At 50.0% G+C, this 13,756-nt stretch carries 16 protein-coding genes, 2 pseudogenes and 1 other annotated feature; of the genes and pseudogenes, 4 read left to right on the top strand and 14 right to left on the bottom strand.

What is annotated here, in order from left to right; genetic code table 11:
• Window position 1: 1 nt before the first annotated feature.
• The 8 genes and pseudogenes from cmk to ACHHV8_RS20165 form a co-directional block, all read right to left on the bottom strand.
• Entirely contained in the window at window positions 2-682 is a 681-nt protein-coding gene (gene cmk, locus ACHHV8_RS20130) for a (d)CMP kinase (RefSeq protein ID WP_395160959.1), read from the bottom strand.
• Between the two features lie 119 nt (window positions 683-801).
• The gene (locus tag ACHHV8_RS20135) at window positions 802-1,041 is read right to left on the bottom strand and encodes a DUF5359 family protein (protein WP_395160961.1); all 240 of its coding nucleotides are present in this window, start codon (window positions 1,039-1,041) and stop codon (window positions 802-804) included.
• 62 nt (window positions 1,042-1,103) lie between these two features.
• Window positions 1,104-1,757: a flagellar brake protein gene (locus ACHHV8_RS20140; protein ID WP_395160963.1), complete on the bottom strand. Its 654-nt coding sequence runs from the start codon at window positions 1,755-1,757 to the stop codon at window positions 1,104-1,106.
• 137 nt (window positions 1,758-1,894) lie between these two features.
• Window positions 1,895-3,253: a germination protein YpeB gene (gene ypeB / locus ACHHV8_RS20145; RefSeq protein ID WP_395160965.1), complete on the bottom strand. Its 1,359-nt coding sequence runs from the start codon at window positions 3,251-3,253 to the stop codon at window positions 1,895-1,897.
• Window positions 3,254-3,357: 104 nt separating this feature from the next.
• Window positions 3,358-3,519 (bottom strand): hypothetical protein, encoded by a 162-nt coding sequence (locus ACHHV8_RS20150; RefSeq protein ID WP_395160967.1) that lies wholly within the window; start codon window positions 3,517-3,519, stop codon window positions 3,358-3,360.
• 51 nt (window positions 3,520-3,570) lie between these two features.
• A pseudogene (prsW, locus tag ACHHV8_RS20155) lies at window positions 3,571-4,262 on the bottom strand (glutamic-type intramembrane protease PrsW).
• Window positions 4,263-4,496: 234 nt separating this feature from the next.
• Window positions 4,497-5,099: a genetic competence negative regulator gene (locus ACHHV8_RS20160; RefSeq protein ID WP_395160969.1), complete on the bottom strand. Its 603-nt coding sequence runs from the start codon at window positions 5,097-5,099 to the stop codon at window positions 4,497-4,499.
• 201 nt (window positions 5,100-5,300) lie between these two features.
• Complete coding sequence (locus tag ACHHV8_RS20165; protein ID WP_395160971.1) at window positions 5,301-5,606, bottom strand: hypothetical protein; 306 nt, start codon at window positions 5,604-5,606, stop codon at window positions 5,301-5,303.
• Between the two features lie 101 nt (window positions 5,607-5,707).
• Here ACHHV8_RS20165 and ACHHV8_RS20170 point away from each other — a divergent pair, with 101 nt between their 5' ends.
• Both ACHHV8_RS20170 and ACHHV8_RS20175 read left to right on the top strand, forming a co-directional pair.
• Complete coding sequence (locus ACHHV8_RS20170; RefSeq protein ID WP_395160973.1) at window positions 5,708-6,307, top strand: polysaccharide deacetylase family protein; 600 nt, start codon at window positions 5,708-5,710, stop codon at window positions 6,305-6,307.
• A complete protein-coding gene (locus ACHHV8_RS20175) occupies window positions 6,261-6,647 on the top strand; it encodes a polysaccharide deacetylase family protein (RefSeq protein ID WP_395163570.1) in 387 nt (128 codons plus the stop codon). The genes ACHHV8_RS20170 and ACHHV8_RS20175 overlap by 47 nt, the downstream gene beginning before the upstream one ends.
• A gap of 29 nt (window positions 6,648-6,676) precedes the next feature.
• Here the strand turns inward: ACHHV8_RS20175 and ACHHV8_RS20180 are convergent, their stop codons facing one another.
• A complete protein-coding gene (locus ACHHV8_RS20180; protein ID WP_395160975.1) occupies window positions 6,677-6,895 on the bottom strand; it encodes a hypothetical protein in 219 nt (72 codons plus the stop codon).
• Entirely contained in the window at window positions 6,895-7,488 is a 594-nt protein-coding gene (locus ACHHV8_RS20185) for a CPBP family intramembrane glutamic endopeptidase (RefSeq protein WP_395160977.1), read from the bottom strand. Before ACHHV8_RS20185 ends, ACHHV8_RS20180 begins: the two co-directional genes overlap by 1 nt.
• A 66-nt stretch (window positions 7,489-7,554) precedes the next feature.
• Here ACHHV8_RS20185 and ACHHV8_RS20190 point away from each other — a divergent pair, with 66 nt between their 5' ends.
• Window positions 7,555-8,475 (top strand): hypothetical protein, encoded by a 921-nt coding sequence (locus ACHHV8_RS20190; RefSeq protein ID WP_395160979.1) that lies wholly within the window; start codon window positions 7,555-7,557, stop codon window positions 8,473-8,475.
• 66 nt (window positions 8,476-8,541) lie between these two features.
• Here the strand turns inward: ACHHV8_RS20190 and ACHHV8_RS20195 are convergent, their stop codons facing one another.
• Entirely contained in the window at window positions 8,542-8,868 is a 327-nt protein-coding gene (locus tag ACHHV8_RS20195; protein ID WP_395160981.1) for a rhodanese-like domain-containing protein, read from the bottom strand.
• A gap of 285 nt (window positions 8,869-9,153) precedes the next feature.
• Window positions 9,154-9,396: a binding site (T-box leader), on the top strand.
• 94 nt (window positions 9,397-9,490) lie between these two features.
• Between ACHHV8_RS20195 and serA the strand changes: the two genes are divergently transcribed.
• Window positions 9,491-11,074: a phosphoglycerate dehydrogenase gene (gene serA / locus ACHHV8_RS20200; protein ID WP_395160983.1), complete on the top strand. Its 1,584-nt coding sequence runs from the start codon at window positions 9,491-9,493 to the stop codon at window positions 11,072-11,074.
• Between the two features lie 69 nt (window positions 11,075-11,143).
• Here serA and ACHHV8_RS20205 read toward each other — a convergent pair whose 3' ends face one another.
• The 3 genes and pseudogenes from ACHHV8_RS20205 to ACHHV8_RS20215 form a co-directional block, all read right to left on the bottom strand.
• Window positions 11,144-11,998 (bottom strand): sensor histidine kinase, encoded by an 855-nt coding sequence (locus tag ACHHV8_RS20205; RefSeq protein ID WP_395160985.1) that lies wholly within the window; start codon window positions 11,996-11,998, stop codon window positions 11,144-11,146.
• Entirely contained in the window at window positions 11,970-13,019 is a 1,050-nt protein-coding gene (locus tag ACHHV8_RS20210) for a HAMP domain-containing protein (RefSeq protein ID WP_395160987.1), read from the bottom strand. Before ACHHV8_RS20210 ends, ACHHV8_RS20205 begins: the two co-directional genes overlap by 29 nt.
• Window positions 13,020-13,738, bottom strand: a pseudogene (locus tag ACHHV8_RS20215) (response regulator transcription factor).
• Window positions 13,739-13,756 lie beyond the last annotated feature (18 nt).

A 13,756-nucleotide genomic window follows, 5' to 3' on the forward strand; every position in this document is an offset into this window, starting at 1 on the left:
GCTACTTCCCCCCGCCGACCTTAGTTCTGCAAAGCCCCAAAATGTGTTCGACCACCTGCGGAATCGACATCTCCGTAGTGTCCAGCAGAACCGCATCCGCAGCTTGAATCAATGGGGATGTTTCTCTCTGCTCGTCCATCTGGTCGCGTGTCGCAATCTCTTGCTCCAGCTGCTCCAGTGTCACGTCAGAGCGCTGATCCTGAATTTCCTTGAACCGTCTCTCGGCCCGAATCCGTACGCTTGCCGTCAGGAATACTTTAAGCTCCGCATCGGGCAGCACATGGCTTCCAATGTCCCTGCCGTCCATCACAACGCCTTTATCTGCGGCAAGACGCTTTTGTTTGTCCGTCAAAATACGACGTACTTCAGCGATTTGTGCGATACGCGAGACGTTGCCCGTAACCTCGGCCGACCGGATTTCGGTCGTGACATCGCTGCCATCCACGAACACCATCTGGCCTTCCTCGCCCGGTGCGAGACGAATATCCATCCGCTCGGTGACGGAGATCACCTCCGCTTCCTGATCCGGACGAATGCCGGAACGAAGCACGTTCCAGGTAACCGCTCTATACATGGCCCCCGTATCCACGTAGACAAAACCTAACGTATTAGCGACAAGACGGGCGATCGTGCTTTTGCCTGCTCCTGCCGGGCCATCTATAGCAATATTAAATTTGTCCAAAACACGGGCCTCCCAGCAATAATAAATAACAATGATGCTTGTGTAATTAAACAGACCCTGCCTGTGATCGAAGAAAATTATACCATAGGTAAGAGAAGGATTGCAAAGCAAGCGCAGGCTTATCCCGGCCGGCCGCTGTCAAAATCTGATGAACGCTGGTAAGGAACCCCCTCCAGCTGCTCTACTTTGACAAAATAATAGCGCACTCCCGGGATCTGAAGCAGCAGCTGGGAGGCAATCAGTAAAACGAACCATACCGCAACGAACCGCAGCAGCCAGTACTCGGCGCGCTCGGAGAAGCGAACGAATAGTTCTTCGTACCTATATCCCTCTCTTTGCCCGTCGTCCTTATGCTCCATACTATCCACCCCATTTTTACGTTTGGATGGTAGTTTATCCCAACCTGCAGGCTAATATTCGGTTAACGCTTGCGGAATTCGAGCTGACGCTCGAAGCAGTACCTGATAATCTTCTGCCGGTCCCGGTCGGTAATCTCCGCGTAGCGGACGATGACCTGCTGATTGCCGGTTTCCAGCGGCTTGATGCGGACAAGCTCTCCTTTGAAAAACACATGCTCGACTTGTCCGCTCTTATAGTTGATCAACAGCCAGCAGCTTACCGTCTGCTGAGGCACCAGCGTAACATAGCCGTCGCACAGGAAAGAAATGCCGCCGCCTCCGACGTCGTCGGTTATGGCGATGAACTGAAGCTGCTCGGAGTAATTGACCGCAACTTCAAGCTCTGCGGGCACCCTCAAGAAATTACGCCGCTGCACCTTGGTAATGGCGTCAGGCTCGGGCTTCTTAATGAGCACCAGCCGGATCACATCGTCGGTAAAACCAAGAACGGAGCTGGTAAAAAAGTTTTTCACCCCGCCGTCCGTCAAAAAATAGGTTGAAATTTCGTCACCGACATACAAGCGCTTCAGGCGGCCGGTATTCTCATTAATAGGGACTTCCATACTGATATAATTGTCTGTCACGTCGGCAATTCTCGATTTGAATTCCTGTCTCGCTTCTTCCTCGTCAATGGAATTCACTTGTATATGTAAAATTTGATTTACTTTTGGAAGCATCCTCTGCACCTCCCCGCCCATGATGTCAAAACCAGTACTGAAGTACTAGATTCCCAGATTCATTATACCATGTCGCCCCTATATGGGAAGCACAAAAAAGGAGCCGTCCCGATGAAGACGGCTCCTTCAGAAAGCGATCAGGTTTGATTTACCTGTGCTTCTTCCTTGCGTATATGCTCAATCTTTTCTTCCGTACCGTTATCCGCATTGATATACACACGGTACAAGGAGCCGTTGATGGTACCCGAGTATTGGTAGCACAGCACCTCTTCCTGCAGATCGTTGCGGATCAGCGCCAACGTTTCATCGCTGATTTTAAGCTGCGGATTTAGCGACTTCCGAGCTTGCTCCGCAGTCAGCGCAGGCTCTTTCAGCTGGCGTTCCTTATGATTATATACATAATCCGTTGCCTGCAGCCCGATGATTTCCCCATTGTCCAGGGCGACTTTAACGCCGACTTTATCGATATAGTTCACGATATTATTTTTGCGGGTGGCAAAAATCAAATTTCCGATGTTATTGTATTCGTCATAGCTTACGGCCGTCATGTCCTTATAATCGTGCGAATCGAGAAATTCCGCTGCGGCATCCCTTGCCTGGCGGATATCGAGTTTTTTCTCGGCAGCCGGTCTGCTCGCTGAAAACCACAGCAGCTGCCCGCCCTTGGTGCTGTAATCCATATGGACGCCGTCATTCGTATTTGCCTTCGGAGCCATGACGCTGAACGACTGATATTCCGTTCCCGTTCCGTTCTCTACGACTTGAATGCCAGACGGGTCCTGCAGCTGAAGAAACTGTGCAGCCTTCTGCTTAATCTGCTCTGCCGTCACATTGTCGCCGCTCAGCATGCTGACATCATTTTTTTGGTACATGCTCAGCAGACTCGGACTCCATTTGACGTCCGCATATTCAGAGACTTTCTTGTCTACAGTCTGAAAGCCATCGATAATCGCATTATCGAGCGGCTGTTTTTCCGTCGCAAGGGCCGTTTCCACATCCATCCAGCGGAGGTTGCTTTGCAGTACCTTGGACTGCATGTCGCGAAGACTTGTCGAGATTTCCTCGGAATGTTGGTACAGCGCGTTCAAATTGCCCATTTCTTCCTGGCTTAACGGCTGCTTGCTCAAATCGCGCATAGCGGCACGGTAAGAGAAGTTGGCCATATTCGCCAAAAATTCTTCCGTTTTATTAAACGGCAGCAGCGTCAGAGGCAGCTGCGAAATCTCATTCTGAGCCTGGCTCGTAATACGCCATACGTTGATCAGCCCTTTTTTATAAGCATCCTGCGACGTGTTATTTACCGCCAGCGTATTGCCCAGCTCCGTGTGCAGCTTATCCACATGAAAGGATAAATCATGAAACGCACGCTGATACGAATTTTCAGCTTTGATCAGGATCGAGTTTTTTTCCTGATGCTCTAAGTATCCCCATACTCCCGCCCCAACCAAGGCAACAAGCAAAATGGGGAACATAACGATGCTTAATCTTTTGTACATGGTTGTTCTTCTCCCTTCGTCAGCCAAACTTGGTTGGTTGTAGTTTTTGCCCGGAGAAGGAGTCTTATACAAAAAAAGAAAAAAGAAGCCGCACGGGCTTCTCCTTACAAGTCATGATTTTCAATATCAAAATCCCGGTCGTTGTTGCAAATACACTGCTTGAAGCCGGTATCGATTCTTCCTTTATCCCTGCGTCCCCTCAGGACAAATTTCTCGCCGCACATGTTGCAGCGGATCGTTACTTTCACTCTCTCGGTTCCTGACATGCCGTCCCTCCGGTTTGTTCGTTTCTATACATGTAATTATAGACAAACCGGTCAAATTTTAACCTGCTTCTCCGGCTGAGCGACGCGAAGCGGCGATTTGGCATTCGCCCTGTTGACTTTCCACAGGCTGCGGACCACAAATAACTCATCAGCGGCACCATAAACCAGACCCAATAGTTTTTGGTCGTCAGCAGAATGTAATCAAACAAGCCATGCCAGAAAATAGGCAGCAGCAGGGAATACAGCAAGTGTCTCGTCCTTCGCTTCGGATCGAACTTCGCCCGCCCCAGATGGTATCCCATAATAACACCGAACATCGCATGACCCGAAACCGGCAGCAGCGCTCTGTAAATCAAGCTGGAAATCGAAGCCGAATTAAGAAAAGCGTAGAACACGTTCTCCAGCGTGGCGAAGCCCAGCGAGGCGGCCACTGCATATACAATGCCATCATAAGGCTCATCGAACGAGGTGTGCTTATAAATAATGAAATAAACCAGAAACCACTTCAAAAATTCTTCCAGGCCGGCAGAAATGATAAAGGAGAATACGAACGGATTGTCACCCAATCCATGCACGAAAGCCCGCTGAAGCACCATAACGGGAAAAACAAGCATAACGCCAAATAAAAACACCTTGAGCACAAGGTGAAATGGCTCTGTGTCATATCGGTCCTTTAAGTAAAAATAAATGAGCAAAGCGACACCTGGCGCAATCGCTGCCGTCAAGACTGAGAAGACGCTCAATGTGTCCCCCTCCTCCGTTCTTGTCTAACAAAGTCTTATCTCATATTATAGACCGTTTCAAACTACTTTGCCATTCAATCTTTCACGATGGATGGAATTCCGCTTATCCCCCAACGATCGCCTGTCATGGCAGCTTTTAATTAGCGCAAGCAAAAAAGCACCCGCAAAAACGCATGTTTTTACGAATGCCTCTGAACAGCGATTCAATGACCGCAGAATCCCTGTGTATGCGATTTATTTAAAATGCGAGCAGAGCACCTTGATAGCGTCGGCAGCAATAACCGTCTTCCCGTATTCCTCCAAGACCGCCCGGGTAACGGAAGCCGCTTCGCCGAATTCCGACAGCACTGCGATTACCGCTTGATATCCGCTTTCATCCATATCAACGGCGTCCATCTGCAGGAACCACTTGTTCTTATACGAAAACAAGGACCCTCCATCCGTTACAAGCGGATTCAACACCTTGGCCATGCGAAGCAAATCCTCAAAGTCATGGAATACGTAGGAGATTTGATCCGTCTGCTCAAGCGTTACCTCAAGCTCATACATTTCTTCGACTTCTTCATCCAAGGAATCAGCGGAGTGATGAAAATCCATTTTACCGCGGGTCACAATGACGACCATACCTTGAGCGGGAAGCGCAAGCACTTCGACGGCCAAAGAACCGGAAGGTTCGAAGCCCAGCTCGGTGTACGCCTGGTCCATCATATCGCTGAACAGTTCATGCACCTTCGGAATTTCTCTCCACATGTCATCCTTTTGAATGCCTCGCTCCGTCAAGTCGTCGAATGTGAGGAAAATCCGTATCTTGTCCTGACTTAAACGCTCCATTTTCATACAGAATTCCTCCTTGCCGACACGTATAATAACAGCTTATGAAGTAAGGTCAAAAAGGTGAGAAAGCTTCAATAGCTTGTATTCAATTATATGACTATTATATCACAACATAACAAAAATGTACGAATGCCTAATAAAAAAAGAAAAGCATAAACGGAATTTTATCCGCTTATGCCTCTTGAGTTTCTATTCTAAAGCATTTTATTGCACATGATGTTCATTCTGATGATCTGCCGACTGATTATTGTCAGCCAAAATTTCATTGACGGTTGCCTGCAAGCCCGGATCTTCCTTCACAATATCTTTGATCTTGTCCATCCCTTCGGTGCTGAAAGGATCGTCCTTTTTGAAAGCGGCATTTGCCGATTTCTTCGTTTTGTCCATCACATTGCCTAAAGACTGATTACTGGTTAAAGCGGAAAAAAGCATCGATTTACTCTTTTTGTTGAAATAAACGACCGCCGCTGCCCCCACTAATCCGCCGAACAAAAATGAACCGAATTTCATAGCCATCCCTCCATCAGTTAGGTTCATACGTATTTTCCGCTAGGAGCCGCGGTTACATGCATGATAAAATAAGGAAACCAACAAGGAATAGGAGTCATGCCATGAATACGAAGCCGGTCTGGCTGCTCTCGGCCGCACTGCTGCTGTCCGCCGCCGCATGCCAGCATACGAACCCTTCCGCATCCGCTCCTCCGGCTGCATCCGCCGGTTCTTCCCAAGCGGGACCAGCCGCCGCCCATACCCCTGGAGAGGGCAAAGAGTCCGCTCACGCCGACGACACTTCCGCTTCGGGAGCCGCCGGAGCCGGGACGAATCCGGCTCAAGCCTCCGAGCAGGCTAAGCCCGACGTGCCGGCTGCCGAAAAGGATAAGGCCGCTCCACCGAAACAAACGGCCAAGCTCTATAAGCTGAATCCCAAATCGTACGATATCGTGCCTATAGATTCGAATACGGCTTCGAAGCAGGTGGTGCTGCTTACTTTTGACGACGGTCCCAAGGATCATGACATGCTGGAATCCATCCTCACGACGCTGGATAAGCATAAAGCGAAAGCGATCTTTTTCGTCAACGGCTACCGGGTCAAGCAGAAGCCCGAGCTGCTAAAGCTCATTTTCGGACCATGGCCAGACGATCGGCAATCATTCGTGGGACCACATCGATCTAAAAAAGGAAAGCAAGGAAAAAGTAGCGCAGCAAATTGATGACGTTCAGCGGATTGTAAAGGAAGCGGCTGGGGTGACGCCGCAGTTTTTCCGTCCTCCCTTTGGCTCCGGCGGAGACGAGGTGCGTGCGAAGGTCAAGGAAGACAGCATGCTGTTCATGACTTGGTCCAACGGTTCGCTGGATTGGGAGATGTCCGCGAAAAATAACGATCCCGATAAAATTATCGGCAATGTGCTGAAGCAGCTGCGTCCCGGCAGCAACATTCTGATGCATGAGCTGCCCTGGACCGCTCAAGCGTTGGACAAGCTGCTCACCGAACTCGAAGCGAAGCAGTACGGCTTCGTCGATCCGGCCTCTATCGACACTGTGTCTGAATGATGCGTTGACAAAAAAGAGGCGGAGAAGGGTCACAGCTCTAACCTGACCCTTCTCCACCCCCATATCAGCAGGCCGACCACCAATAAGATGAACAGCCACAGCAAGGTTCCGTAAAAAATGCGGAGCCTTTTCTCCCGTTCGGAACGGTGCACCGCGTGTCGCGGCGGCAGCGAGCTTTCTTCCGGTTCTTCCCCCGCAGGCTCTTGTTTTACTTCCATATCCCCGGTAAGTGTAGATTTATACTGCATTAATCCTCTCTCCTGTAGCGAATAATACACCCCATAATAAAATCAATAACAAAGTGGGCGATAATAGGAGTCCATAACGAACCTGTTTGAATATAGATCCAGCCCAGCCCGTAGCTGATACCGAACACCATCCCGGTCATCAGCCAATGCTGCAAATAACGGATATGTATGGCAGCAAACAAAATACTGGTCCAGTAAGGTCCCCATGACGCTTGAATGGCTCCGCGGAACAACCACTCCTCGCAGACAGCAACCACAAACGACATCAGCGCAATATGCCATAAAGGGCGGTTCCTGAACAGCATCTCATTGATCCCGCCGTCGTCCGTCACCTCCGGCGGCACCCAATTCGAAACGAGCAGATCGACCACAAGCACAGCCGCGGCAAAAGCAACTCCCCATACAATAATAACCCAGAGATGCTGCAAGGAAAACATTTGGGCTAGCGATGGCCTCTGAAACAGCATGACGATCGTTCCCAGAACCAGCACTCCCAGCTGGGTTAAATACAGGTTAAGCAGCAGGAAGCGGTCGTCCAGCTCATCGATATTGACTTGACGAAACTTCAATGACTTGAAATTAAATTTTTTCATCCATAGATTCCTTTTTTCGACAAAATCACCTATACTATCAATTAGAAAAAGACGACAAGGAGCTTGATGATGGACAAACGGCTGACACGCTCTGATTACTTATTTGCCGTAACCTTTATTTTTATGCTGGTCTTTGCACTTGGAACCTTTTTCTTCGGTCTCAAGATGGGTCAGGAACGTTCCGCCGCCAAATACGAAGAACTGTTAACCAAGCAAAACGAAGGATCCAAAACATACGGCGCATATCATCAACAGTATTTGGTGTCCTACTATCATACCATTTATCAGCCTTACAGGGAATTTCATAATAAGTGGTTTGATAAACTGGGCGAACTGGAATCCAATCCATCTGCGGATGCATCATTAATTATGAAAGAACTGAGCAAGCTGGCCAAAGAAAAATACGATCAGCTAAGCGCTAAATCTATGCCCGACTCCTCTCCTCTGCTTCAGGAAGGGCTGCAAAATTACGCAAAAAGCTTGAAGCTGTTTAACGAAGCGCTCGGTAACTTCCAAGCGAAAGCGAACAGCTACAAAGGCAGCGACCTGATCGCCGAGATGGACAAGGACGCTTATTTGACCGAAGCTAAAAAATACGCGCTGGCCGCTCAAAAAAACTATTATGACGCGATATTGAAGTGGAACGAAACCGAGAACGCCCAGCTTAAGCATGTAGACGTGACGAAAGAGCTGAGCTTGAATGACTGGAGCACGCTCTCGCTGAACATGAAAAACGATTATCTCGCCAATGCCCTTGCCGCCGCGGTGAACTACACGCCTTACACGCCGCAGGATTTGTCTTCTCGGATCGATGAAATGGTGGCAACCGGGCAGGCTCGTAAAATGAATCTGGCGCAGGTTCAGCAAGTGATTGATGTATTGAATGCAACCGACGCGATCCGCACGGGCGACTTTATCCGCAGTAAGAGCAAGTGGTATCCGAACGAAACCCTGCCTCAGCTGCCGTTCTTTTTCAGCCAAAATTAAATGAAAGCCGCAGCCTTCGAAGCGCCTTGACGGGCTTTCCGGAGACTGCGGCTTTTTAAGTGCTGCTTAATCGTATTGAAAGCCCCGAAGCATGGCGACAGCCGCCATTCCCCCTTCGACGTTCACGACATTGTCGAACCCTTGCTGACGCAAATAATAACAAACGTTCGCGCTTCGTACGCCATGCGCGCATACGATATACACCGTTTTGTCGTCGGGCAGCTCGCTCATGCGTGCCGGGATGGTATTCATGGGGATTAAAGTCGCCTCATCCAAATGATAATAGTTCCATTCCATAGGTTCGCGGACATCGATAATGACGGCATCCCCTAATTCCTTGTTGTTCAGCTTGTTTACGAACTGCTGCGGCTCTATAACTTCAAACGAATCCATTCGTATATTCCCCCTTCTTCAAATGAAATGGTTCCTGTAAGAACCATATCGAAAAAATCCGGGTTATTCAAGAGCGTATTTCGCCGAATTAACACATAATACACAAATAAATAACAAAAAGGGCATTGCAATCGCGGCCGAATTCCCCTAAAATATGAACATAAACACACGAACGTTTATGACTGTTTCAGCCATAATTATTAAGATTTTGGCCCTATCATAATCGTTTCGACACCTATTGACATGACCTTGAAGGCATGTTACGCTAAGAAAAATTTCAATTGCAACAAAACATTGACGGAGACAGTGTGAATGAATAATGCGCAGAGAGCCGATGTATTGGTGTGAGTCGGACATTATTGTTTGCATGGAGCACTCCAGAGTTGCTGTACCGAACTGCATGGACATGCATCTAGGCTCAGCCGGGTAGAATCCGTTATCTTTCCGGGTCTAACGACTCACGAGGCTGTACGTGCGAGCGCACAGCGAATTAGGGTGGCACCACGAAAGTAACTCTTCGTCCCTTCATATACGGTAATCGTATGGGGATTAAGAGTTTTTTTATTGTGTCCGCTTCTCTATGCGAGAAGACGCACAAATCATAACTGGAGGTTAGAGCGAAATGTACAAAGTATTAGTCATGGATGGAATCAGCGATCTGGGGATCCAGTTGTTAAACGATGCACCGGATGTAACGGTTGAGAAAAAAATCGGCTTATCCGAAGACGAACTGATTGCTATTATTGCCGATTATGATGCATTGTTGGTTCGCAGCCAAACCAAAGTCACCGAAAAAATTATGACGGCAGCCTCGAAGCTGAAAGTTGTCGGCCGTGCTGGCGTAGGCGTTGACAATATCGATCTCGAAGCGGCTACCAAACGCGGTATCGTCGTTATCAATGCGCCGGACGGCAATACGATTGCTACCTGCGAGCTTACCTTCGCTATGATGATGGCCGTAGCCCGTTCCATTCCTCAAGCATTTAAGAAAACCGTCAGCGGCGAATGGGACCGCAAAACATTCGTCGGCGTCGAGCTCCGCAACAAAACGCTCGGTATTCTCGGCATGGGCCGTATCGGCAGTGAAGTGGCCAAACGAGCTAAAGTGTTCGGTATGAACGTCATCGGCTACGATCCGTTCCTGACGGAAGATCGTGCGGAGAAGCTTGGCGTGAAGCTCGGCACGGTTAATGAGATTGCCGCTCAAGCAGACTTTATTACGGTTCATACGCCACTGACTAACGAAACGCGTCATATCATTGCCCGCCCGCAATTCGAGCTGATGAAAAAAGGCGTTCGCATCATCAACTGTGCCCGCGGCGGTATTATCGACGAGATGGCTTTGGTCGAAGCTATTGAATCGGGCATCGTGGCCGGCGCTGCGTTCGACGTATACGAGGAAGAGCCTCCGCGTGCGGACCACCCGTTCCTGAACAATCCGAAAATCATCGTAACCCCGCACTTGGGCGCATCCACAGTGGAAGCGCAAGAGAACGTTGCGATCGACGTTTCCGAAGAAGTACTGCATATTCTGCGCGACGAGCCGTTCAAAAATGCGGTAAACATGCCTCCGGTGCCTGCCGTCGTCATGAACAAGCTGCAGCCATACTTTAACCTCGGCGAAAAGCTCGGTCAATTCATCGGCCAAACAACCGAAGGCGCTGTGAAAGAAATTGTCATCAGCTACTCCGGCGATTTGGTTGACGTAGACGTAAATCCATTGAACCGTTATATCGTTAAAGGCGTTCTTGCCAATCAGCTGGAAGGCGTCAATATCGTCAACGCCATGCACCTGGCCAAAACACGCGATGTAAACGTCGTTATCCAAAAATCGAGCACTTCGAAAACTTTTACGAACCTCGTTTCGGTTACGTTGAAAACGAAGAACGAGGAGCGTATTGTAGCAGGTACCCTGCTTGCCGGTTACGGAGAGCGGATCGTTCAAATCGATCAATATCCGGTCGATATCGCGCCAAACGGCAACCTGCTGCTGATCTCGCATAACGATAAGCCGGGCATCATCGGTAAAGTCGGAACGCTGCTCGGAAGCAACGATGTGAACATTGCGACGATGCAGGTTGGACGTAAAGTCATCGGCGGATCGGCTATCATGGTATTGACTACAGATAAATCGACTCCGAAAGAAGTGCTTCAGCAGCTGGTCGAGCTGCCTGAGCTGACAAACGCGAAAGAACTTTCGCTGTAATTCGGGTTTGTTTCACGAACAACAAGATTTCACTCCCTTTTCCAACAAAAATAAAGAGCTTCCGATAAATTATCGGGAGCTCTTTATTTCGTTTTTTGGCGGATTGCAGGGCAATAGCACCGAAAATGTCGTTCCTTGTCCAACCGTGCTTTTCACCTGCACCTTGCCTTGGTGCGCCTCAACGAGGTTGCTGACAATCGACAGCCCAAGCCCCGTCCCCCCGGAAGCGCCGCGGGTACGCGCCTTATCGGCCTTATAGAACCGTTCAAAGATATAAGGCAGATCTCCGGCCGGTATACCTTGTCCTTGGTCCGTAATCTCGATAAGCACAGCTTCCTGCCCTTGGTACGCATCCTCAGAGGCCTTCATGATGATCTGTGCCTGAGCCGGCGTATGCCGAATCGCATTATCCAGCAGATTGGTCATTACCTGCTCCAGGCGATCCTCGTCCGCCTGCTGCAGGACCAGCGGCTTCTCCGGCACGTCGCAGATCATTGTAATGCCCCGCTCCTTGGATAAAGCGGCGAATTTGCGGTGAATCCGCTTCATGAAGCCGTTGACGTCCACGGGACGGAAGTGCAGCTCCAGATTGCCCGTTTCCATACGGGCGAGATCGAGCAAATCCCGAACCAGACGCCCCATGCGCAGCGATTCGTCGTGGATGACCTGGGCGAGCTCTCGGCGCTCTTCAGGCGACGCCGCAATATCGTCCAGCAGCGCTTCGCTGTAGCCCTGAAGCATCGACAACGGCGTGCGCAGCTCATGCGACACATTGGCCACGAAATCCTTGCGCAGCTTATCGAGATGAAACTGCTCGGTCACATCCCGCAAAACCGCTACGGCGCCGCGGACGGCTTCCCTGGAATACAAGGGAGCCATGACGACCGACCATACCTCATTTTGCACATGCAAATGGGTGGTCATGTCCTTCGAGGCGAGAAGTGACCTCATCGAACAGCTGCCGGATCGGCGCCGGAATTTCCTGGGTCTGCGCCGTCTGAAGCTCCTTGTCCGGCTCTGCCACAACCGCGTCGTCCGACCACTGGATACGGCTCCAGTCACGGACAATTTTATCCCCCTGCGGGTTGGTCAGGATCACCTTCCCTTCCGCATCGAAGGTGATGACGGCATCCGTCATGCTCCGCAATACACTCGATAAATGCTCCTTCTCATGACTCAACGCCTTGATCGTATCAGACAGCTCTTCGCCCATCCGGTTAAAGGTTTTGGCCAGCTCGCCTATTTCATCGACCGAAGCGATCGGCACCCTCGTGCCGTATTCGCCGTGCGAAATCATATCGGCCGCTTTCTTGAGCTGCAGCAGCGGCTGTGTAATTTTGGTCGAAAGGAAGAAAGCGAAGAAGGTAGTCATCAAAAAGCCGATAACCGAAACATAGGCAAACAGCCTCTTAACATAGGCCTGCGAAGCTTCGACCGATTGGGTGGATTGATACAGCACCGCGGCGCCGATCGTCTTCGACTGCGAGGCATCCATCAGCGGCACCGCTACGGCGGAATACAAGCTGTTTGCTTTATGTCTTGTTCCGATATTGCCGGAAACCTGGTTATCGATGATTTGGCCTTGAAATACCTTTTGAAGCTCATCCTTAGAGAAAAAATCTTCGTACTTCAGCTGATCGGAGCCGGACGACTCCACGGGGAAATCGGTCTGTTTAAAGTCGGGACTGACCAGAAAAACCGTCGCCTCTTGGGCGCTCAGCAGATCGTTCACAAGCTTGATATACCGGTCGTCCTCCATATGAATGGAGATCCCGCTGGAAACCTTGAGCGCGAGCTTGCGCAAATTTTCCGTCTGATCCTGCGATTTGGGGAACGATGTCTCGATATACTGCCCCAGAAACAAGCTTAATACTAACAGAACAACGGCGACGAGAGCGATAATGGTCAGCCACAGCTTGCCGACAATGCTTTTTAAACTGAACACTTACTTGGGCACCTCAAGCTTATAGCCTACACCCCATACCGTCGTGATCATCGAGGCGGCATCCGGCGATACCTTGTTCAGCTTTTCACGAAGACGCTTAACGTGGGTATCCACGGTTCCAGGAGATCGCCGAAAAATTCATAGTTCCATACATCCTTGAGCAGCTCCTCACGGGAGAATACCTTATCCGGCGATACGGCCAAATAATGAAGCAGCTCATATTCCTTGGGGGTCAGCGCCACTTCCTGGCCGCCGGCCGTCACCCTGTGCGCATCGTGCTCAATGACCAGATTAGGAAAAACAATATTGTTGCTGGAATTGACTTCCTTGGATAAATAGGCGGTCACCGAGGAGCGGCGCAAAATAGCTTTTACCCGGTAGATCACCTCGCGCGGGCTGAACGGCTTCACCACATAATCGTCTGCTCCCATCTCGAAGCCCTGCACCCGGTTCGTCTCCTCCCCTTTGGCGGTCAACATAATAATCGGGGTCGATTTGGACTGACGCAGGCGCAGACAGACTTCGTTGCCGTCAATGCCGGGCAGCATCAGATCGAGCAGAATCAAATCGTAATCGGTCTCCATTGCCATCTTCAAGGCGGTTTCCCCGTCCTCCGCTTCCTCGATCGTAAAATTCTCCTTCTCGAGGTACATCCGCAGCAAACGGCGGATCCGTTCTTCATCATCTACTACGAGAATTGTCGTTTTAATTTCTGTCATAAGCTTCAATCCTTTCAC

The organism is Paenibacillus sp. TAB_01 (assembly GCF_043945595.1).
Lineage (GTDB): Bacteria > Bacillota > Bacilli > Paenibacillales > NBRC-103111 > Paenibacillus_S.

Bases quoted from the DNA above. Each gene is read 5' to 3' on its own strand.
- serA (WP_395160983.1), top strand. From the start codon at position 9,491: ATGTACAAAGTATTAGTCATGGATGGAATCAGCGATCTGGGGATCCAG.
- ACHHV8_RS20150 (WP_395160967.1), bottom strand. From the start codon at position 3,519: ATGTCAGGAACCGAGAGAGTGAAAGTAACGATCCGCTGCAACATGTGC.
- ACHHV8_RS20165 (WP_395160971.1), bottom strand. From the start codon at position 5,606: ATGAAATTCGGTTCATTTTTGTTCGGCGGATTAGTGGGGGCAGCGGCG.
- ACHHV8_RS20135 (WP_395160961.1), bottom strand. From the start codon at position 1,041: ATGGAGCATAAGGACGACGGGCAAAGAGAGGGATATAGGTACGAAGAA.
- ACHHV8_RS20160 (WP_395160969.1), bottom strand. From the start codon at position 5,099: ATGAAAATGGAGCGTTTAAGTCAGGACAAGATACGGATTTTCCTCACA.
- ACHHV8_RS20195 (WP_395160981.1), bottom strand. From the start codon at position 8,868: ATGGATTCGTTTGAAGTTATAGAGCCGCAGCAGTTCGTAAACAAGCTG.
- ACHHV8_RS20185 (WP_395160977.1), bottom strand. From the start codon at position 7,488: ATGAAAAAATTTAATTTCAAGTCATTGAAGTTTCGTCAAGTCAATATC.
- ACHHV8_RS20180 (WP_395160975.1), bottom strand. From the start codon at position 6,895: ATGCAGTATAAATCTACACTTACCGGGGATATGGAAGTAAAACAAGAG.
- ACHHV8_RS20205 (WP_395160985.1), bottom strand. From the start codon at position 11,998: ATGACCACCCATTTGCATGTGCAAAATGAGGTATGGTCGGTCGTCATG.
- ACHHV8_RS20140 (WP_395160963.1), bottom strand. From the start codon at position 1,757: ATGCTTCCAAAAGTAAATCAAATTTTACATATACAAGTGAATTCCATT.
- ACHHV8_RS20190 (WP_395160979.1), top strand. From the start codon at position 7,555: ATGATGGACAAACGGCTGACACGCTCTGATTACTTATTTGCCGTAACC.
- ypeB (WP_395160965.1), bottom strand. From the start codon at position 3,253: ATGTACAAAAGATTAAGCATCGTTATGTTCCCCATTTTGCTTGTTGCC.
- ACHHV8_RS20170 (WP_395160973.1), top strand. From the start codon at position 5,708: ATGAATACGAAGCCGGTCTGGCTGCTCTCGGCCGCACTGCTGCTGTCC.